The 19,218-nt window shown below is 70.3% G+C and carries 15 protein-coding genes and 2 pseudogenes; 11 read left to right on the top strand and 6 right to left on the bottom strand.

Annotated features, from left to right (window positions below; translation table 11 throughout):
* The first annotated feature begins 8 nt into the window (after window positions 1–8).
* From MYF83_RS04220 to MYF83_RS04200, 5 genes are all read left to right on the top strand, one after another.
* On the top strand, window positions 9–965 hold the full coding sequence (locus tag MYF83_RS04220; RefSeq protein WP_248958818.1) for an FGGY-family carbohydrate kinase: 957 nt from the start codon (window positions 9–11) through the stop codon (window positions 963–965).
* A 36-nt stretch (window positions 966–1,001) separates the two neighbouring features.
* Window positions 1,002–1,607 (top strand): histidine phosphatase family protein, encoded by a 606-nt coding sequence (locus tag MYF83_RS04215; RefSeq protein ID WP_248958817.1) that lies wholly within the window; start codon window positions 1,002–1,004, stop codon window positions 1,605–1,607.
* A gap of 25 nt (window positions 1,608–1,632) precedes the next feature.
* Window positions 1,633–2,418, top strand: coding sequence for a DeoR/GlpR family DNA-binding transcription regulator (locus MYF83_RS04210; RefSeq protein WP_248958816.1), 786 nt, complete (start codon window positions 1,633–1,635; stop codon window positions 2,416–2,418).
* 429 nt (window positions 2,419–2,847) lie between these two features.
* Window positions 2,848–3,678, top strand: a complete 831-nt coding sequence (locus MYF83_RS04205) for a helix-turn-helix domain-containing protein (protein WP_248958815.1) — start codon at window positions 2,848–2,850, stop codon at window positions 3,676–3,678.
* The gene (locus MYF83_RS04200) at window positions 3,669–3,869 is read left to right on the top strand and encodes a DUF397 domain-containing protein (RefSeq protein ID WP_248958814.1); all 201 of its coding nucleotides are present in this window, start codon (window positions 3,669–3,671) and stop codon (window positions 3,867–3,869) included. Before MYF83_RS04205 ends, MYF83_RS04200 begins: the two co-directional genes overlap by 10 nt.
* Window positions 3,870–4,208: 339 nt before the next feature.
* Here the strand turns inward: MYF83_RS04200 and MYF83_RS04195 are convergent, their stop codons facing one another.
* The gene (locus tag MYF83_RS04195; protein ID WP_248958813.1) at window positions 4,209–5,240 is read right to left on the bottom strand and encodes a TolB family protein; all 1,032 of its coding nucleotides are present in this window, start codon (window positions 5,238–5,240) and stop codon (window positions 4,209–4,211) included.
* Between the two features lie 202 nt (window positions 5,241–5,442).
* Window positions 5,443–5,976, bottom strand: a pseudogene (locus tag MYF83_RS44135) (serine/threonine protein kinase); the annotation flags it as partial.
* A 420-nt stretch (window positions 5,977–6,396) separates the two neighbouring features.
* On the opposite strand from MYF83_RS44135, the gene MYF83_RS04185 reads away from it, so the two are divergent.
* The gene (locus MYF83_RS04185; protein ID WP_248958811.1) at window positions 6,397–6,645 is read left to right on the top strand and encodes a metallothionein; all 249 of its coding nucleotides are present in this window, start codon (window positions 6,397–6,399) and stop codon (window positions 6,643–6,645) included.
* A 56-nt stretch (window positions 6,646–6,701) separates the two neighbouring features.
* On the opposite strand, the gene MYF83_RS04180 is transcribed toward MYF83_RS04185, so the two are convergent.
* The 4 genes from MYF83_RS04180 to MYF83_RS04165 all read right to left on the bottom strand — a co-directional run bounded on the left by MYF83_RS04180 (window position 6,702) and on the right by MYF83_RS04165 (window position 12,192).
* The gene (locus MYF83_RS04180) at window positions 6,702–8,330 is read right to left on the bottom strand and encodes an alkaline phosphatase family protein (protein ID WP_248958810.1); all 1,629 of its coding nucleotides are present in this window, start codon (window positions 8,328–8,330) and stop codon (window positions 6,702–6,704) included.
* A gap of 131 nt (window positions 8,331–8,461) precedes the next feature.
* A complete protein-coding gene (locus MYF83_RS04175) occupies window positions 8,462–9,382 on the bottom strand; it encodes a carbohydrate ABC transporter permease (RefSeq protein ID WP_248958809.1) in 921 nt (306 codons plus the stop codon).
* Between the two features lie 22 nt (window positions 9,383–9,404).
* Window positions 9,405–10,355 (bottom strand): ABC transporter permease, encoded by a 951-nt coding sequence (locus MYF83_RS04170; RefSeq protein WP_248958932.1) that lies wholly within the window; start codon window positions 10,353–10,355, stop codon window positions 9,405–9,407.
* Between the two features lie 124 nt (window positions 10,356–10,479).
* The gene (locus tag MYF83_RS04165) at window positions 10,480–12,192 is read right to left on the bottom strand and encodes an extracellular solute-binding protein (protein ID WP_248958808.1); all 1,713 of its coding nucleotides are present in this window, start codon (window positions 12,190–12,192) and stop codon (window positions 10,480–10,482) included.
* Between the two features lie 332 nt (window positions 12,193–12,524).
* On the opposite strand from MYF83_RS04165, the gene MYF83_RS04160 reads away from it, so the two are divergent.
* From MYF83_RS04160 to MYF83_RS04140, 5 genes and pseudogenes are all read left to right on the top strand, one after another.
* Window positions 12,525–13,736 (top strand): ROK family transcriptional regulator, encoded by a 1,212-nt coding sequence (locus MYF83_RS04160; protein ID WP_248958807.1) that lies wholly within the window; start codon window positions 12,525–12,527, stop codon window positions 13,734–13,736.
* 222 nt (window positions 13,737–13,958) lie between these two features.
* Window positions 13,959–16,799, top strand: a complete 2,841-nt coding sequence (locus MYF83_RS04155; RefSeq protein ID WP_248958806.1) for a glycoside hydrolase family 3 protein — start codon at window positions 13,959–13,961, stop codon at window positions 16,797–16,799.
* Complete coding sequence (locus tag MYF83_RS04150) at window positions 16,796–17,803, top strand: LacI family DNA-binding transcriptional regulator (protein ID WP_248958805.1); 1,008 nt, start codon at window positions 16,796–16,798, stop codon at window positions 17,801–17,803. Before MYF83_RS04155 ends, MYF83_RS04150 begins: the two co-directional genes overlap by 4 nt.
* 243 nt (window positions 17,804–18,046) lie before the next feature.
* Window positions 18,047–18,331, top strand: coding sequence for a hypothetical protein (locus MYF83_RS04145; RefSeq protein ID WP_248958804.1), 285 nt, complete (start codon window positions 18,047–18,049; stop codon window positions 18,329–18,331).
* Between the two features lie 140 nt (window positions 18,332–18,471).
* Window positions 18,472–19,218: pseudogene (locus MYF83_RS04140) on the top strand (RNA-guided endonuclease InsQ/TnpB family protein); the annotation flags it as partial.

The raw sequence follows: 19,218 nt of genomic DNA, 5'->3' as shown, positions 1-19,218 counted from the left end.
CATCACCCATGGGTTCTGAGAACTTCGCAGGCGATCCGGCGTGGGCGGGGATCGACATCGGCACGCAGGGCGTGCGGGTGACCGTCGTGGACGGCGCGGGCGTGCCGCTCGCCACCGGCTCGGCCCCGCTGGAAAGCCGCCGCGGACCCGGCCGCCGCCACGAGCAGGATCCGGAGAGCTGGTGGCGGGCCACCGTGGCCGCGTGCGCCGAGGCGACGGCCACGGTCGACGCGCACCGCGTCCGCGCGCTCGCGGTCTGCAGCACCTCCGGCACGTTCACGCTGGCCGGCGCCGATCTGCGGCCGGTCACCCCCGCTCTGATGTACGACGACGACAGGGGCGGCCCCTACACCGAGCGGGTGACCGAGGCGGGCCGGGCGCTCTGGGAGGCGCTGAGCGTGCGCACCCAGGCGGGCGGGGCCTCCAACGTCGGCGCGGGGGCGCTCGCCGCCGCCTTCCCCGGGCGTGACCTCGCGGATCTCGACGCCCGCGCGGCCCGCTACGAGCCGGCGGCCGAGATCGTCTACCCGCTCACCGCCAGGGGCGAGCGGTTCCCGTTCTACCGGCCGGACGCCGAACCGCTCACCGTGGGGGAGGCGCGGGACGAGGAGGAGCACTACGCCGCCCTCCTCCAGGGCGTCGCCTACGGCGAGCGGCTCGGGCTGGCCGCGCTCGGGCTGCTCGGCGCGCCCGTCACCGGCACGCTGGCCCTCATCGGCGGTGCCACGCGCAGCCGCTACTGGTGCCAGCTGCGCGCCGACGTCCTCGGGATGGCCGTGGAGATACCTCGGCACCCGCAGGCGTCGGTCGGCATGGCGGTGCTCGCGGCCTCGGCGGGCGGCTCGCTGAGTGACACGGCCTCCCGCATGGGTCCCGCCGGGGCAGAGGATGACCCCGCGGACGGACCGCGCCGAGCGGTACGACAAGAGCTTCCGCCGCCTGGTCGAGGCACTGGCGGAACGTGAATACCTCACCGCGGACCTCGCGGAGAAGGCGGTCTCATGACGACGATCTTCCTGTCCAGGCACGGCCGCACGGCGTGGAGCGCGGAGGGGCGGTACACCGGTGTGAGCGACGTCGGCCTCGACGACGAGGGGCTGCTCCAGGCCCGGCTGCTCGCCTCCTGGGCGGCGGGGGGCGGCCTCGCGCAGGTGGTGTCCTCGCCGATGGCGCGGGCGGTGCGCACCGCCGCGGGGGCCGCCGAGGCGGCGGGCGTGCGGCTGAGGACCGACCCTCGGCTGCGGGAGATCGACTTCGGCGTCGCCGAGGGACGTCACCGCTCGGAGCTGGACCCCGAGGCGGTCCGGCTCTTCGAGGCCGACCCGGTGGCCAATCCGTTCCCCGGCGGCGAGAACCCCGCCGAGGCGGCGCGACGGGTGACCGAGTGCCTCGCGGAGCTCGCCGGGGCGGAGCGGGGACCGATCCTCGTGGTCGCGCACAACACCCTGCTGCGGCTGGCGCTGTGCGGGTTGCTGGGCATCCCGCTCGGGGACTACCGCAGGCGGCTGCCGCGCTTGGAGCACGGGTCGGTCACCGAGCTGGACATCGGGCCGGGCGGTGCGGCGCTTCGTAGCCTCAACGTACCTTTGCGTGGTCAGGATGCGTGATCCACAACGTCTTGGAGCGCGTCCGGTGAACCCGCGACAGCACGCGGCCGCGGGCGCCACCCGGCGGCAGGCGATGGCCGAGCACGTCATGAAGCAGGGCTCGGCCTCGGTCGCCGAGCTGGCCGAGACCTTCGGCGTCAGCGTGATGACGGTGCACCGCGACCTCGACGAGCTCGAACGCCAGGGCATGGTCCGCAAGTTCCGCGGCGGCGCCACGGCGCAGGCCTCGACGGTGTTCGAGAGCAACATCGTCTACCGGCTGACCGCCCACCAGGCGGAGAAGGAGGCGATCGCCAGGCATGTGGCCGGGCTGATCGAGCCGGGCAACTCCGTCATGCTCGACGACTCCACCACCGCCCTCGCGGTCGCGCGCCATCTCGGCGACGTCACCCCGCTGACGGTCGTCACGAACTTCCTGGAGGCCATCAAGCTGCTCACCGGCGTTCCCGGCGTCCGGCTGATGGCCCTCGGCGGGGAGTACCACCCGACGCACGACTCCTTCCTCGGAGTGGCGTGCGTGGACGCGGTGGAGGCCATGAACACCGATCTGGTGATCGTCTCGACCTCGGCGGTCTCCGATCGGTACGCCTTCCACCAGGAGCAGGAGATCGTGCTCGTGAAGCGGGCGATGCTCGAGTCGGCCACGCGGCGGATCCTGGCGATCGACCACAGCAAGCTCGGCAGGGTCGCGCTGCACCGGGTGGCCCCGCTGGACGTCTTCGACACGATCGTCGTCGACTCCCTGGCGCCCGCCGAGGCGGTCGACAGGCTGCGCGAGCGGCATCCGAACGTCCAGGTGGCGGAAATGTAACACCCTGTCTGTTATTTTTCACAGGCACCGCGCTGACCGCGTCGCTCGCGTCCGGCCGTCTCGGCGGCGCGGGCCTTGGACGTCCATGACCCCGAGCCGCTCCCCGCCGGCCACCCGCTGCGGAGGCTGAAGGTCGAGTGGGAGGTGGCCGAGGACCAGGCGTTCACCCGCCGCGTGCGCCACCCCCATCCTCCTGCCCTGAAACCGTGCTCCTCGTCGTTCAGGTCCGATGCCGGTCAGGTGATCACCATGGGCGGGGTGAGGCCTTGCCGTGGCCGCCGCCTTCCGAAAGTGCCCACGGAGTCGTGATTTCTTGCCCCAAGCATGGAGTCGGCCCATTACTGTTGGTGGCTGATTGACTACGGAATGACTTCATCGTTGTCCTGACGTCAATGAGTCAGGTCTGGCCAGGTGTCGCGAGGGGACCTCATGACCAAGATGATCGACATCGACCCCGAGGAGTCGCCGCGTGCCCGGTTCGCGTACGAGCTGCGCCGGCACCGGCTGGCGGCGAAGTTCACCCAGAAGCAGCTGGCCCGGCGCATCGGGTTCTCGACCAGCGCCGTGGCCATGGTCGAGACGTCCAAGTTCCGGCCGTCCGAGCGCTTCGCCGGGCTGTGCGACGAGGTCTTCGCCCTGGACGGCGTGATCGCCCGCCTGTACGCCGAGGTCTGGCCGCCGCCACCCCCGGTCCCCGCCCACTTCCGCGACTGGGCGGTGGAAGAGCAGAGGGCGACCGCGCTTCGCCTGTGGTCACCGCTGCTGGTCCCGGGCATCCTCCAGACCGAGGCCTTCGCCAGGCGGATCTTCGAGCGCGAGCCGGGGCTCACCGACGAGCAGATAGAGGAGCGGCTCGCCGGCCGGATGCAGCGCAGGTCGATCCTCGCCCGGACCGAGCCCCCGGCGATCATGTGCCTGATCGACGAGGGTGTCCTGCACCGCCCGGTCGGCGGTCCCGGCGTGATGCGCGAACAGCTCGAGTATCTCCTGGAGATGGCGCGGCACCCCAAGGTCACCATTCAGATCGTGCCCTATAACGCGGAAGCCCTTTCGGGCCTGATCGGCGCCTACGCCATTGCCGAAATGCGGGGGAACGCGTATACGGTGCGGGTGGAGTCCCAGCCCCGCGGACGGACGATAACCGACAGAAGCACGATCACCGAGATCATCGAGCGATACGACGCCGTCCGGGCGGACGCCTACCCGCAACACCTGTCCTGCAAGGTCATCGAGGAAGTGGTGAAGCAGAAATGGACCTGAGCGTCGCGCGCTGGCGTAAGTCGAGCCGGTCGGGCGGAGACGGTGGCGAATGCGTGGAGGTGGCCACCGGCCTGCCCGGCGCCGTCGCCGTACGGGACTCCAAGAACCCGCACGGGCCCGTGCTCGTCTGCGCTCCCGGTGAGTGGCGGGCGTTCGTCGGCGGGGTGAAGGGCGGCGGATTCTCGCGCTGAGGCCGGTGGACGGTCTTGCCTCGCAGGTCGAAGAAGCGGAGTCCCGCCTGGGTGCGGCTTCCGTAGCGCTGGGCGACGCTGGTCTCGCCCGGCGCCCACATGAACGGCGCCGCGTCCGCCTCCTGGGTGTCGGCCTTGACGAGCGTCGCCCTGGCGGTCGAGACGTCCACGATGGCGAAACCGACGGGCTTGCGCACCCCCGACGACTCGTCGAAGGTCGTCAGCAGCAGCCTGCGGCCGTCGGAGGGGCAGCCCTCGCCGACCCGCCCGGTCAGCTCGTATTCGCCGACGCGGGGTGGGTCGCCGGGGGCGCAGGGGTCGATGTCCGCCACGACGGTGTCACTTCCGTCCGAACTTGAACTGCGTCACGTCGGCGTCGCTCTTCGGGATCTCGATGAGGGTCCGCTGTACCTTGCCGTGCAGGTCGATGACGACGAACTTCCTGGTCTTCTTGCCGGGGTCGTAGCGGACCAGGTGATGCTCGTTCCACCAGTCGTGCACGGCGGACTCGTCATTGGGCGAGGGAACGGTGGCCGTCCGGTTGCCCGAGGCGAGGTTCCACACGCAGATGCCGTCCTTGATGTCCGGGCAGTACGTGTAGAAGAACCGGCCCGACGGGGAGAAGAGGCCGGGGCCCGGCATCAGTCCCACCCAGGCCAGGGTGCGGACGACGTTCCCGTTCAGGTCGCGGAGGCGCAGCCCGAATCTGGGCTTGTCCTTCTTCTCGTACGCGCCGACGACGTAGGCCCCGTCGGGGCTCCAGTCGTAGTTGCCGTACCCGTCCCGCTGGTCGTCGGTCATCACGACGGTCGCCTTGCGCGCCGCGACGTCGATCGCCACGAACCCGGCGGGGTACCGCACCTTCTCCTTGGGTTCGACGTTGTAGAAGGTGAGCAGGAAGCGCTTGCTGTCGGGGCTCCACACGCCCGACAGTCCGCGCAGCGGCTGCTTGAGGGTGTCGATCGAGAACTTCTGCCCGGTCGCGCGCTCGATGAAGACCATGTTGTCGTAGTTGGAGGCCCCGAACTTCTGGAACGGGTTGACCGCGATCCACTTGCCGTCCGGCGAGATGGTGGGATCGCCGAACTCGGCGTTCTCGGCGACCAGCCGGAAGGTGTCCGCACCGGGGTCGCGGACGTACGTCTGGTACTTCTTGTCCTTGATGTCGGTGATGAAGTAGGCGTTGAGGCCGAGCGGGTCCGCGGGGTTCTCGTGCAGCGTGATCTTCAGCCCCGCCGCGCCGAGCTTCTTGGTCGCGGGGGGCGGCGGGCTGGGCGACGCCTGGACGATGGCGGCCGAGGGGGTCGGGACGGGCGTCGGGGCCGGCTGGGCCACGGGAGTGGGCGTCGCCCGGGAGGTGACCGCGTACACGGTGCCGCCGGACAGGAGCGCGATGGCGACGGCCGCGGCGCCGAGCAGCAGGGCCCGGCGCGGCCTTGCCGCCTGCCCGGGGGGCGGGAGCGTCAGCCGGGCCGCCGGGTCGGGCGGCGGCGCGGCGCGCAGGTCTCCTGGTCGACCCCCAGGCGAACATGTCGGACGCCGGCCCGGCGGAGGCGCCGTCCAGTTGCTCGGGCGTGAGGTACGCCGGGCTGCCGACCGACCGCGTGGTGCTCTCGACCCCGGCGTCCAGCGCCTCGGCGATACCGAAGTCGATCACCCGTGGCCCGTCCGGGCCGAGCAGGACGTTGCGGGGGTTGAACTCGCGGTGTGCGATCCCGGCCTGGTGGATGGCGACGAGCGCGGTCATGGTGCCGATCGCGAGCCGGTGCAGCGCCGGGCCCCGCAGCGGGCCCTCGTCCTCGACGGCCTTCTGGAGGGTCGGCCCGTCGATGTACTCGCTGACCACGTACGGCCGGTCGCCCGCGAGGCCGGTCTCGATGACCTGCGCCGTGCAGAAGGCGGACACCTGCCGGAGTTCGTCGACCTTGGTGAGGAACCGTTCGGAGCCGGTCAGGCCGGCGTGCAGCAATTTGATCGCGACGTGCTCTTCACCCGCCTTCTTTGCCAGATAAACGGTGCTTTTGTCGCCTTCGCCGAGTCGGCCGACGATGTGATAGCCACCTAAGTCAGATGGATCATCCGTTCGCAGGGGCGAAGCCTCCGGCATGTCGGGATTCTCCTTAGAAAAGTCCGTCCCTAGATCGCCAATTATGCGTACGGGAGGCGATGCCGGGGAGCTTGTCGGGACAATTGCCGGGTGGTTCACCGGCCCGCCTCCGGCGCCCGCCGGAGCGGCCCGCACCCGCCGAGAGCGAGCATGAAGGTCCTGGCGGGAAGGTCCCCATGCCATGATCTCTCCGGGCGCCCAGGGGCAGCGGGCTCGCCGCTGGTGCCGCGCAAGGTGTGGTGAGTTCCTCCTGGCGGCCACCAATGGCGGCGCCCGGGCAAACGTCTTCACAAGGGCTGCTCAAGCCCATCGAGAAGGACTGCTAATCCCCATCAAGTATGTGTACTGAATCGACCGGCATGGCGTCCCAAGTGGCCATTCCTGGGTAGCTCGGTAGAAAAGCTACCCGAAGGGAAGATCATGGCCAGGTGCGAAGTATGCGGCAATGATTATGAGATGAGCTTCGAGGTGCACACCAAGGGCGGTGTGCACACCTACGACAGCTTCGAGTGCGCGATCCAGGGCATGGCGCCGTCCTGCGAGCACTGCGGATGCCGCATCATCGGCCACGGCGTCGAGGCGAGCGGCCACTGGTACTGCTGCGCCCACTGCGCCAGGGAGAAGGGCGTCTCCGAGCTGGTCGACCACGTCGGGGCCGTATCCCGCTGACGACCGTCTCGCGGACCGGCCCCTGACCTGCGAAGGGCCAGGGGCCGGGACAGGTGTCAGAGCGAGCCGGCGGCGCGCAGGGCGCCGGTCAGGTCGTTGACCTTCGCGTCACGGGTGGCCACCGGGGCCAGCCTCAGCCCACGCTCGATCGTCGCGAGGATCGAGCTGGTGTCGTACACCGTGTGGTCCACCCCGGAGTGCCGCAGCGACCGGCCGACGATCAGGGCCGGGATGCGGGTGCCGGGCCCGAACCGGTCCGACACCCCTTGCGTGCGGCTGCCCTTGCCCGGCGGCGGAACGTGGTCCCACTGGCCGCCGAACTCGTCGTAGGTGACCACCACCAGGGTGTCCTTGGCCTGCGGGCCGCTCTGGATGGTCTTCAGCAGCTTCACCAGGTGGTCGCTGCCGTCCGCCTCGCTCGCGTAGCCCGGGTGCTCGTTCTCCGCGCCGTACGGCTTGACGAAGCTGACCGTCGGGAGCGCGCCCTTCTTCGCCGCCTCCACGAACGCCGTCTCGTCCTTCAGGTGCGCGCGGCCGGGCCGGCCGGGCGCGTAGGCCGCGAAGTAGTTGAACGGCTGGTGGTGATACTGGAACAGCGGGCCGGGATGCCCGGCCTCGGCGTCGTTCCAGCCGCCGGAGTACCACGCCCAGTCGATCCCCTTGCCGCTCAGCCGGTCGCCGATGTTCGGGTACTTCGCGTCGTCGATCAGCGGGAGCCGCGCCCCGGCGCCGTACGGCGTGCTGGCCGGCTGGATGGTGTTGACCGCGTAGTCCCCGCAGGCGAACGCGGGGTTGGCGGCCGGACCGCAGGCCTGCGTGAGCTGGGCGTCCTTCACCGTCGTCGCGGGCTTGTACAGGGGGTAGCCGGCGTTGGGGAACCCCTCGGCGTCGACCACCGAGTGCAGCCCCTCGTTCGGGCCGCCCGGCCCCGCGCTGGTGTCGACCGGCGCGCGGGCGGCGATCAGCCACTGGTGGTTGAGGAAGGAGCCGCCGAAGGCGCCCTGGAAGAAGCGGTCGGCGATCACGTAGTTGGGCGCGCCGGCCGAGTGGAGGTACTTCCAGATGGGCAGCCGGCGCGTGTCGTAGACGCCCATGGTGAGGCCGACGGCGTCGCTGCCGGTCACGTAGCGATCCTGCTTGCCGTGGTCGATCTGGTACTGCTCCTGGTAGAAGCGGTGGACCAGGTCACGGGTGCAGCCGCCGGGCTCGGTCCCCTCGCCGCCCTTCGGCACGCCGTTGGGGGCGAACACGCCCGGCGCCGGGCACGTCTTGTCCATCGGGCCGATGTGGTCGTCGATGGTGAACGGCCTGTTGGCGAAGTGGCTCGCGGGCACGCCGTGCGCGCCGTCCTGGCAGGTGGACGGCAGCGGCGGCGAAGCCAGGTTGACGTCGTCCTGGGCGAGGCAGGTGTAGGGCGTGCCGTCCTGGGCGACCTGCTTGACGCGGGACGCGGCCCGGTCCAGGCCGTCGACCCGCCCCCCGCCGACCGGTCCCCAGTCGCCGTAGAGGTTGTCGAAGCTGTGGTTCTCCTCGTAGATGACCACCAGATGGCGGTAGGCGCCGATCACGCGGGGGCCGCCGCGCGCGGGATCGCTGTCGGCCAGCGCCCCGGCCCCGGGAACCGACAAGGCTGCTACCAGCGCACACGCCGCGACGGCGGGCAGCAGAGTTCTTCTTCCTCGCACCCGGACATCCTTACCGTGGACAACCTGTGACAGAAATGACCCTCCTCTCCTGGGAGAGTGCGGGCAAGACGGTTCAGGTGATCGGTTCTCGTCCCGGTGATGCTCTGAGGGCCCGAGGATCCGGCCACGCGTCACCCCTTGACGGCGCCGATGATTACCCCCTTGGTGAAGTGGCGCTGCACGAACGGGTAGATGAACAGCACCGGGATCAGCGCGAGCACCACGATCGACATCTGGATGGCCAGGCTGGGCGGCAGCGGCTGCCCGGCGATGGTGTCGCTGGTCTGGCCGACGACGAGCGACTGCCCCTGCAGGACGTACTGGCGCAGGACCACCTGGAGCGGCCACTTGCTGTTGTCGTTGAGGTACAGCACGGCGTTGAAGAACGAGTTCCAGTAGCCGACCGCGTAGAACAGGCCGATCACCGCGACGACGCCCTTGGAGACGGGCAGCACGATCCGCCACAGGATGCGGAACTCACCGGCGCCGTCGACGCGGGCGCTGTCGGTCATCTCGGTGGGGACGTTCATGAAGAACGCCCGCATGACCACGAGGTTGAACGCCGTCACCGCCGAGGGCAGGATCAGCGCCCAGTAGCTGTCGATGAGCCCGAGCGAGCTGACCAGCAGGTAGTTCGGGATGAGGCCGGGCCCGAACAGGAAGGTCAGCAGGATCATGAACAGCAGCGGCCGGTGGAACAGCGAGCCGGGACGCGACAGCCCGTACGCGGCGAGCACGGTCACGACCAGGCTGATCAACGTGCCGGTCGTCGTGACGCCGAGGCTGACCAGGACGGCACGGGTCACCACCCCGCCGGCGAACAGTTCCTTGTACGCGGCCGGCGACAGCCCGCCGGGGATGGAGACCAGCCCGCCGGCCCTGGTCACGGTCTCCTGGGTGGACAGGCTGGTCAGCACGACCATGTAGATCGGGAAGACCACGCTCGCCACGATGAGGGTGAGCGCCGTCCCCTTGGCCGCACGCCCCGCCGGGCTCGGCCGCTCCTCCCAGGCCGGCCGCGCGGCCCGCGCCGCAGAGGTCGAGGCGGTCATGATCGCCCCCTTTGCGTCGAGGTCATCGTGATCGTTTGTAGATCCCCTGCTCGCCGAACCGGTGGGCCACCTTGTTGGCGATGAGGATGAGCATCAGGCCCACCAGCCCCTTGACCAGGCCGGCCGCCGCGCCGTAGCTCCACTCGCCGGTGGTCAGCGTGCGCCAGTAGACGAAGGTGTCGAGCACCTCGGCCGCCTCCCGGCCCACCGCGTCCCGCTGGAGGAAGAACTGCTCGAACCCCACGTTGAGCGCGTCGCCCAGCCGCAGGATCAGCAGCAGGATGATCACCGGGCGCAGGCCCGGCAGGGTGATGTGCCACATGCGCTTCCAGCGGCCCGCGCCGTCGACCGCCGACGCCTCGTACAGGTGCTGGTCGATGGCGGCCAGCGCGGCCAGGAAGATGATGGTCCCCCACCCGGCGTCCTTCCAGATCGTCTCCCCGGTGACCAGCAGGAGGAAGATGTCGGGGTTGGTCATCAGGTCGATGCCCTGGTAGCCGTGGTCGCGCAGGATCTGCGAGATCAGGCCCGCTCCGCCGAGCATCTGCTGGAACAGCGTCACGACCAGCACCCACGAGAAGAAGTGCGGCATGTAGACGATGCCCTGGATGATCAGCCGCAGCCGGGGCCGCATGACGCTGTCCAGCAGGACCGCGAGCACGATCGGCACGGGGAAGTAGAAGATCAGCTGGAAGGTCGTGATGCCGAGCGTGTTCAGCGTCGCGTCCCAGAAGCTCTGATCCTGCAGGAGCCACTGGAAGTTGCTCAGCCCGATGAACGGGCTGTCCTTGATGCCGACGTAGGGGGAGTAGTCCTGGAACGCGATGACGTTGCCGAGCAGCGGCACGTAGTGGAACAGCAGCAGCAGGCCGGCCGCCGGCAGCGTCATCAGCAGCAGCGGCCAGTCGCGCCGGAGGCGGCTGAGGAACGGCCTCCTGGGCGGATTTCCGCTGGACCGGCCCGCATTCCTGATGCTCCGGCTTGCCTTGGAGGTGCTGTTGCGGACATTGTTAGGGGTGCCGGTCCCGGCGGGTGAGGTCAGGTCACCCGCCGGGCCGGTCCCTTGGTCGTCCTTGAGCACCCCGGTCACCCGGTCGTCACGCACGGCCGTTGTCCCGCAGGACCTTCATGTAGAAGTCGCGCGCCTCGTCCCCGCCGTCCCGCCGCCACTCCGCGACGATCTGCTTGATGTCGCTCACCGGCCGGCGCCCGCGCATGATGTCGGTGAACTTGTCCTCCGTCGGGATCTGCAGACCCGCCATCCGGGAGGGCCGCTGGTGCCGGATGCCGTCGAGCGGGGTCTTCTCGATGTACTGGAAGGAGTTCTTCTGCCACCCCAGGTTGCCCTGGACGGCGTCGGGGAAGGTCACGTAGTCGGCGACGATGGGCCGGCCGCCGAGGAAGACGTAGGACGGCTGGGCCTCCTTGCGCCCGAGGTCGGTGTACTGCGGCACGCCCTTGGCGTCCCTGGTGAAGTGCTTGCCCTCGACGCCGTAGGTCGCGAGCTCGTACTCCTTGCTGCCGAACGGCGCGGCGCACCAGTTGAGGATGGAGAGGATCTCCGCCGTCCGGTCCTTGCCGAGGCCCTTCTTGACGAACGTGAAGATCCCCGCCGGGCTGTTGTGGTACATGATCGGCGTGCTGCCGTCGTGGGAGAACAGCGGCAGCGCCCCGATGGCGAAGTCCGGGTTCTTCCCCCGGTGCTGCTGCAGCAGCTCCTTCCAGGCGCCGAGGCCGTCGCGGTACATGACGATCTGGCCGGAGGCGAACAGGTCCTTCTCGTTGGCGCTCCTGCTGCTGCTGACCACGTTCGGATGGATCAGCTTCGCGTCGAACAGCTTCCGCATGAAAGCGATCATCTGCTCCCACTCGGGCGTCTCGTACTTGAAGACGAGCTTGCCGCCCTCGTACCGCCACTCCTGGGGGACCTTGAAGATCGGCCACACCATCTCGTGGATGTCGCCGAACGCCCAGCGCTTGGCCTTCGCGTCGGTGATGGTCTTGCCCAGCTCGAACAGCTCGTCGGCGGTCTTGGGCAGGGCCCAGTCACCGTGCTCGTCGAAGAGGTCCTTGCGGTAGAGCAGGGCGTACGGGAACGGCTCGGTCGGGAACGGCACCGACATCAGCTTGCCGTTGAAGACCGAGAACGTCCACGCCGCGGTGGGCAGGGCGGCGAGCATCGGGTAGGCCTTGGCCTTGTCGCCCTGCAGGTAGGGGGTGAGGTCCTCGAAGGCCTTGTCGACGGCCAGGTTGAAGTCGGCCATCTTCTCGATCTCCCACTGGGGGATGACCATGAGGTCGGGGATGTCGCCGGCCGCGAGCCGGGCGGTCGCCTTGTCCCCGTAGGTGTTGCCGTCGGCGATCTGGAACTCGATGGTGGCGCCGATGTCGGCGTTGCAGGCCTGGAAGTAGGCGTTGTCGGCGAGGCCGGGCGGGGGAGGGCCCCAGAGCGGCGTCATCGCCTTGTAGCTGCCGCCCTTACCGGCCGTCCCGGGGACCGCGTCGGCCAGGTTCGACGGATATGTCAGGAATCCGCCGCCAACATCTGGCACGCCGAGCAGCGTCGAGGTGACGCCTGGAATGTCCGGCTTGACGCCCTGGAAGGGCACGAAGGACGGGGTGAGGGACTTCAGCTTGTCGGCCGCGGCGGCGGTGGCGCCTCCGCTGCCCGGCCTGCGCCCGGCGGGGGTCGAGCAGGCCGACAGCAGGCCGCCGCCGGCGAGCGAGGCGGCGCTGAGGCCGACCAGGCCGAGGAACCCGCGGCGGGTCGGGCGGGGATCGGCGCTCACGCCGTCCGGGGGAGGCGTCATGGAGTGCTCCCTTCGTGAGGATGTACGGCGGCGGCGCTTCGTGCGGGGGGTGTCAACGGCGCTCCTTCGTTCGAGCCGGCGGTGTCGCTTGTCAAGGGTGTTGGCAGGGGGCGGCTCCGGGGTAGAGTTAGTTCGTCTGATGACCAAACAAATTAGTCCAGGGTGACGGGCGCCACAAGGGACGGCCGCCGCGTTCACCCGGGTCGCCGGTCACAGATTGATGACATGGACGCGGCTGTGCGCGGCGAGGGAGCACCAGGGCGAGGTATGACCGGCTGCTCGACGATGCGGCATGATGGGCCCACCGGGGCTCAGCGGGAACGGGGCTGATTTTGATCAATACGCATACCGGCCCTCAACCGGCGGACTTCGCCGATGTCAGGGCCACCAACCTCGCGGTCGTGCTGCGGTTCGTACGGGAGAACGCGCCCTGCTCCCGTGCCGACATCGCCGCCTCCACCGGGCTCAACAAGGCCACGGTGTCGAGCCTGGTCGCCGACCTCATCGACCGCCGCATGCTCCGCGAGACCGGCCTCACCGAGAACCGCGTCGGCAGGCCCGCGACCATGCTGGTCCTGGACGGCTCCCCGTACGCCGCGATCGGCATCGAGGTGAACGTCGACTACCTGACCGCCGTGGCCGTCGACCTCGCCGGCACCGAACTGCTGTCGTGGCGCCGGTCCTTTCCCGGCGCGACGGCGACGCCGAACCAGGCCGTCGCGGCGGTCGCCGCGCTCGCCCGGCGCGTGCTCAACCGCATGGGCAAGGAGGCCCGCCAGGTGCTCGGCCTCACCGTCGCGGTGCCCGGCCTCGTCGACGTGAACGGCTCGGTGCGCATCGCCCCCAACCTGGGCTGGCACGACATCGACCTGTCCGGCGACCTGGCCAAGGCGCTGCGCGACCCCGGCTTCCCCGTCCTGGTCGACAACGACGCCAACCTCGCCGCGCTCGCCGAGCACCGCTTCGGCCCGCACGGCGGGGCGGAGAACCTCGTCTACCTCACCGGAGAGGTGGGCGTCGGAGCGGGCGTCATCATGGACGGCCGGCTGCGCCGGGGCGGCCAGGGCTTCGCCGGGGAGATCGGTCACATCCAGATCGACCCCAGAGGCGCCGACTGCCGCTGCGGCCGCAGGGGCTGCCTGGAGGCCGTCGCCGGCATCGGGGCCGTGCTCCAGCGCACCGCGCCGGACGCCACGCCCGCCGAGCTGGAGCCCGAGATCGACGAGGTCGTGCGGCTGGCGCGGGGCGGGGACGCCGACATTCTCGCCACGCTCGCCACTATCGGGAGCGACCTGGGCAAGGGCGTCACGATCATCGCGAACGTGCTCAACCCCGAGGTGATCATCCTCGGCGGGTACTACGTCGCCCTCGCGCCCTGGGTGCTGCCCGCCGCGCGCGAGGAGCTCACCCGCCGCAGCTTCGCCCCCGAAGCCGGCGGCACCCGCCTGGTAGCCTCCACCCTCGGCTACGGCGCGGCGGCCCTCGGCGCCGCCGCCCGCCTGCTCGACTCGATCGACTCCGGTCGCCTGCCCGCGCACGGCTGACCGCGTACCGGAAGTCCGCGCGGGGCTCTTGACCGCAGGGCCGCAAAGCTGCACTCTTCAGAAGAACCCCGGATGTAACGCTGTTGAAATCTTCGTATACACCGTCGAAGCGCTTCGACAGACCTCCGCACGTCAGAGGTATCGAAGCGCTTCGACCACCAGAGACGCTCGGCGTCGAAGCGCTTCGAAACGCCCCTCGGTGAGCGAAGGATGGTCCCCCAGATGAACGAACCGGTGTCAGGCACCTTCCGTGACCCCGGCCTGCCCATCCAGGCCCGGATCGGCGACCTCCTCGCCAGGCTCACCCTGGAGGAGAAGGTCGGCCTGCTGCACCAGTACCAGGCGGCTGTGCCGCGGCTCGGCCTCGGCCTCTTCCGCACGGGCACCGAGGCGCTGCACGGGCTCGCCTGGCTCGGCCCGGCGACCGTCTTCCCGCAGGCGGTCGGCCTGGCCAGCACCTGGGACCCCGGCCTGGTGCGCCGCGTCGGCGCGGCGACGGCCGACGAGGTCGTGGCGCTGCACCACAAGGACCCGACCGGCGCCGGGCTCAACGTCTGGGCGCCCGTCGTGAACCCCCTGCGCGACCCCCGGTGGGGGCGCAACGAGGAAGGCTACTCCGAGGACCCGTGGCTGACCGGCGTGATGGGCACGGCCTACTCCCGGGGCCTGCGCGGCGACCACCCCACCACGCTGAAGACCGCTCCCACGCTCAAGCACTTCCTGGCGTACAACAACGAGACCGACCGGTGCGTCACCTCCAGCAACCTGCCGCCCCGCGTGCTGCACGAGTACGAGCTGAGGGCCTTCCGCCCCGCCATCGAGGCCGGCGCCGCCGTCTCGCTCATGCCGTCCTACAACCTGGTCAACGGCCGCCCGGCGATGCTCAGCCCGCTGATCAACGACGTCGTGCGCGCCTGGTCGCGAGACGATCTGCTCGTGGTGAGCGACGCCTACGCCCCGGCCAACCTCACCGGCCTGCAGGGGTACCACGAGGACCTGCCGGAGGCGTACGCGGCGGCGATCAAGGCGGGAATGGACAGCTTCACGCAGGATGACGACCGGCCCGCCGACACCCTGCACCACATCGGCAAGGCCCTGGAGCGCGGGCTGCTCGCCGAGGACGACATCGACACCGCCGTCCGGCACGTCCTGGCGATCCGGTTCCGCCTCGGCGAGTTCGACCCCGGCACCCCCTACGACGACATCACCGAGGAGGTCGTCAACCGCCCCGAGCACCAGGCCCTCGCCCGGCAGGCCGCCACGCAGTCGATCGTGCTGCTGAAGAACGACGGCCTGCTGCCCCTGCGCGAGCCGAAGCGCGTCGCTGTGATCGGGCCGCTCGCCGACACCCTCATGGAGGACTGGTACAGCGGCACGCTCCCGTACTCGGTCACCGCCCGCGCCGGCCTGGCCGAGCGGTGCGCGACCACCTTCACCGAGGGCGTCGACCGGATCGCGCTGCACGCGGCCGGCGGCCACGTGACCGCCGTGGAGGACTTCGCCGGCGGACCGCTCGCGGTGGCCGCCACCTGCGAGGCGCGCGCCGCCTGGTTCGACCTGTGCGACTGGGGCGGAGGGGCGTACGCGCTGCGGGCCTGCGCCAACGGCAGGTACGTCTCGGTGGGCGACGACGGCGTGCTCGTCAACGACCAGCCCGGCCCCAACGGCTGGGAGGTGCGCCAGACCTTCCGCCTGGACGAGCGGCCGCGCGGCACCCTGGCCCTGCGCCACATCTCCACCGGCCGCCATGTCGGGCTGGCGCAGGACGGCACCCTACGGCTGACCGATGATCCCGAGGCGGCGGCCGTCCTCACCCTGGAACTGGTCGAGAGCGGCGCCCAGGCCGCCGCCGAGCTGGCCGCCGCCGCCGAGGTCGCCGTCGTGGTCGTCGGCGACCACCCCCTGGTCAACGGCAGGGAGACCGAGGACCGCACCGAGCTCGGACTGCCGCCGGCCCAGGAGGCGCTCATCCGCGCCGTCCACGCCGCCAACCCCGACACCGTGCTCGTCATCAGCAGCGGCTACCCGTTCGCCGTGACCTGGGCCGAGGAGAACGTGCCCGCGATCCTGTGGTCCGCGCACGGCGGGCAGGAGTACGGCAACGCCCTCGCCGACGTGCTCTTCGGCGACGCGGACCCCGGCGGCCGGCTCACCCAGACGTGGTACCGCTCCGCCTGCGAGCTGCCCGACCTGTTCGACTACGACATCATCGCCACCGACTCGACCTACCTGTACTACCGCGGCACCCCGCTCTACCCGTTCGGGCACGGCTACGGCTACACGACCTTCGCCTACTCCGACCTGCGGCTGTCGGCGCCTGCCGCCGAGCCCGGCGACGTGCTGAAGGTGCGGGTGACCGTCACCAACACCGGGCCGCGGACCGGCACGGAGGTCGTCCAGCTCTACACCCACCAGCAGCGCTCCCGCGTCAAGCAGCCGCTGCGCCAGCTGCGCGGCTTCGAGCGGGTACGGCTCGCACCCGGCGAGAGCCGTACCGTCACCATGGTGGTCGAGGTCGCCGACCTGGCGTTCTGGGATGTCACCCAGGGAAGGTTCGTGGTGGAGGAGGCGCCGCACAAGGTGCAGGTGGGCGGTTCGGCGGGCGACATCCGGCTCTGCGCCAGGTTCACGGTGGCCGGCGAGCGGATCCCGGCCCGCGATCCTTACACCCGGCCTCTGGACGCGGCGGACAACGACGAGTACGACGGAATCGTGCTCTGCGACGCCGCCCGGGTCGCGGGGGACGCGGTCCGGGGGACCGACCCCGGCGGGTGGATCGCCTTCCGGGAGGTCGACTTCGCCGGCGGCGCCGCCGACTGCCTGCTGGCGGTCGCGAGCACCGAAGGGGGCGTGCTGACGCTGCGGCTCGGCGACCCGCTGTTCGGCGAGGTCATCGGGGCGGTGTCGGTGGCACCGTCGCGGGACAGGTACCACCTGGCCACCGTGACCTGTCCCCTTGCCGGGGCGGCCGGAGTGCACGATCTTTATGTCGTGTTCGAGAACGAGGGGGTCACGGTGAGCGAGCTCCGCTTCACCCAGCAAGCCACAGGGGGCGCTCGTTGAGGACGGTCACCATCGCCGACGTCGCCAAGCACGCCGGCGTCGCCGTCAGCACCGTCTCGTACGTGCTCAGCGGCAAGCGGGCGATCTCGGCGACGACGAGCCAGCGCGTCATGCAGAGCGTCCGGGCGCTGGGCTACCACCCGAACGCGGGCGCGCGGGCGCTCGCCAGCAAGCGGTCCAACGTGATCGCGCTGGTCCTGCCGCTGCGCGCCGGCATGCACCTGCCCGTCCTGATGCAGTTCGCCACCTCGGTCGTGACGACGGCCCGGCAGTTCGATCACGACGTACTGCTGATGACCGCCGACGAAGGGCCCGACGGGCTGCGGCGGGTCGCCGCCAGCGCCCTGGTCGACGGCCTGGTGCTGATGGACGTGGAGATCCACGACCCGCGCGTGCCGCTGCTGCGCGAGCTCGAGGAGCCCAGCGTGCTGATCGGGTTCCCCGCCGACGCCTCCGGGCTGACCTGCGTGGACCTGGACTTCGCCCGGGCGGGCGCCATCTGCGCCGACCACCTCGCCTCGCTCGGCCACCGGGAGATCGCGCTGCTCGGCGCCCCGAACGTCGTCTACAAGCGCGGCACCGGGTACGCCGAGCGCACCATGGAGGGCTTCGTCGAGGCCGGCCAGGCGCACGGCATGACGGCGGTCGCCTGGCCCTGCGAAGAGAGCTTCGACGAGGTGTGCGCGACCGTGAAGGCGCTCCTCGAGGAACATCCCGCCCTGTCCGGCCTCGTCGTGCACAACGAGGCGGCGGTCGGCCACGTGCTCGGGGCGCTGCGGGTGCTCGGCAAGCGGGTGCCCGAGGACATGTCGGTGGTGGCCATCTGCCCCGACGACGTCGCCGAACGGGCCAGCCCGCCGCTCACCTCGGTCCTCATCCCGGCCGCCGACGTCGGCCACCAGGCGGTCCGCCTCCTCATGGCCAAGCTGGAAGGTTCCACCGTCCCCCCCGCCACCCTCCTCGAACCCCGCCTCACCATCCGCCAGAGCACCAGAAAGCACTGATCCGGCGTCGCTCTAAAAGGGAAGTCGGGGCCAACCTGTACGCCTACGCGGCCGGGGCGGCGCCCTGTTCGGCGGCGGACTGGAGTACCTGACGCAGTGGCTCTCCGGCCGCAAGGTCGACTGGGGCGCCGTCGGGACCGAGGTGGCCCTCGGCTGCGGGCTCGGCATGTTCGGCAAGGCCTTCCGGCTCGGCAAGCTCGGCGCGTGCCTGGGCAACAGCTTCACCGGCGACACGCTGTGCTCATGGCCGACGGGACCCGCAAACTCATCAAGGACGTCAGGGTCGGCGACGAGGTCATCGCCACCGATCCGGAGACGGGCGTCCAGCGTGCCGAGCCGGTCACCTTCCTCATCGAGGGGACGGCGAGAAGCGCCTCCTTCGCGGAGGGAATGTCGCCCACCCAGATCGAATGGGCCATCCGCCGCGCCTGCAAGGGCGCCGAGATCGTGGGCCGCAACAAGGACGGCGTCCGGGTCCTGCTGGGGGGCGTCTACAAGGGCCGCGAGATCTTCATCGAATCTCCTTAAGTGTGGAGACCCCTGCCTTCAGGCGGGGAGGAAACGCGGCACGGTGTGGAACGGTGTCGTCGCACGGTGTGGAACGGTGTCGGATGGTGTGGAGTCGAATCGGTGTTCGCATCCGGTTGATCGTGCCTAAAGTACGAGCCGTGGCACGAACCGTGAAGCGGGCGTTGAAGTTCCGCTTCTACCCGACGTCCGGGCAGGCTGAGGAGCTTGCCCGCACGTTCGGCTGCGTCCGCCTGGTCTACAACAGGGCACTGGAGGAACGTACCCGCGCCTACAGGCTGCACGGCAAAGGGCTTTCCTACGAGGAGTCCTCGGCGGCGCTCACCGGCTGGAAGCGCACCGAAGAGCTGGGTTTCCTCAGCGAGGTGTCGTCGGTGCCGTTGCAGCAGGCGCTGCGGCATCTGCAGGCGCGGTTTGCGAACTTCTTCGCCAAGCGGGCCCGCTACCCGGTGTTCAAGTCGCGGAAGAGGTCGCGGGCGGCGGCGGAGTACACCCGTTCGGGGTTCCGTTACCGCGACGGTGAGTTGTTCTTGGCCAGGATGGACGGTCCGCTGGACATTGTGTGGTCGCGTCCGTTGCCTGAGGGGGTGGAGCCGTCGACGGTGACGGTGTCGCGTGATGCGGCGGGACGGTGGTTTGTGTCCATTCTGTGCGAGGAGACGATCCGCCGGTTGGACCCGGTCGGGGAGTCGGTCGGTATCGACGCGGGGATCAGTGCGCTGGTCACGTTGTCGCGTCCGATCGATGGTTTGACCGACGGCGACGGGAAGATCGCCAACCCCCGGCATGAACGGGCCGGGCGGCGCCGGCTGGCCAAGGCGCAGCGCGTGCTGGCCCGCAAATCCGCAGTACCTGTAGCGGGTGGTCGCGCAGGAGCGGGCGTGGCC

The organism is Sphaerisporangium perillae (assembly GCF_023276435.1).
GTDB lineage: Bacteria > Actinomycetota > Actinomycetes > Streptosporangiales > Streptosporangiaceae > Sphaerisporangium > Sphaerisporangium perillae.
The sequence above is the reverse complement of the archived record's forward strand: the minus strand, read 5'-3'. Positions and strand labels throughout refer to the sequence as shown.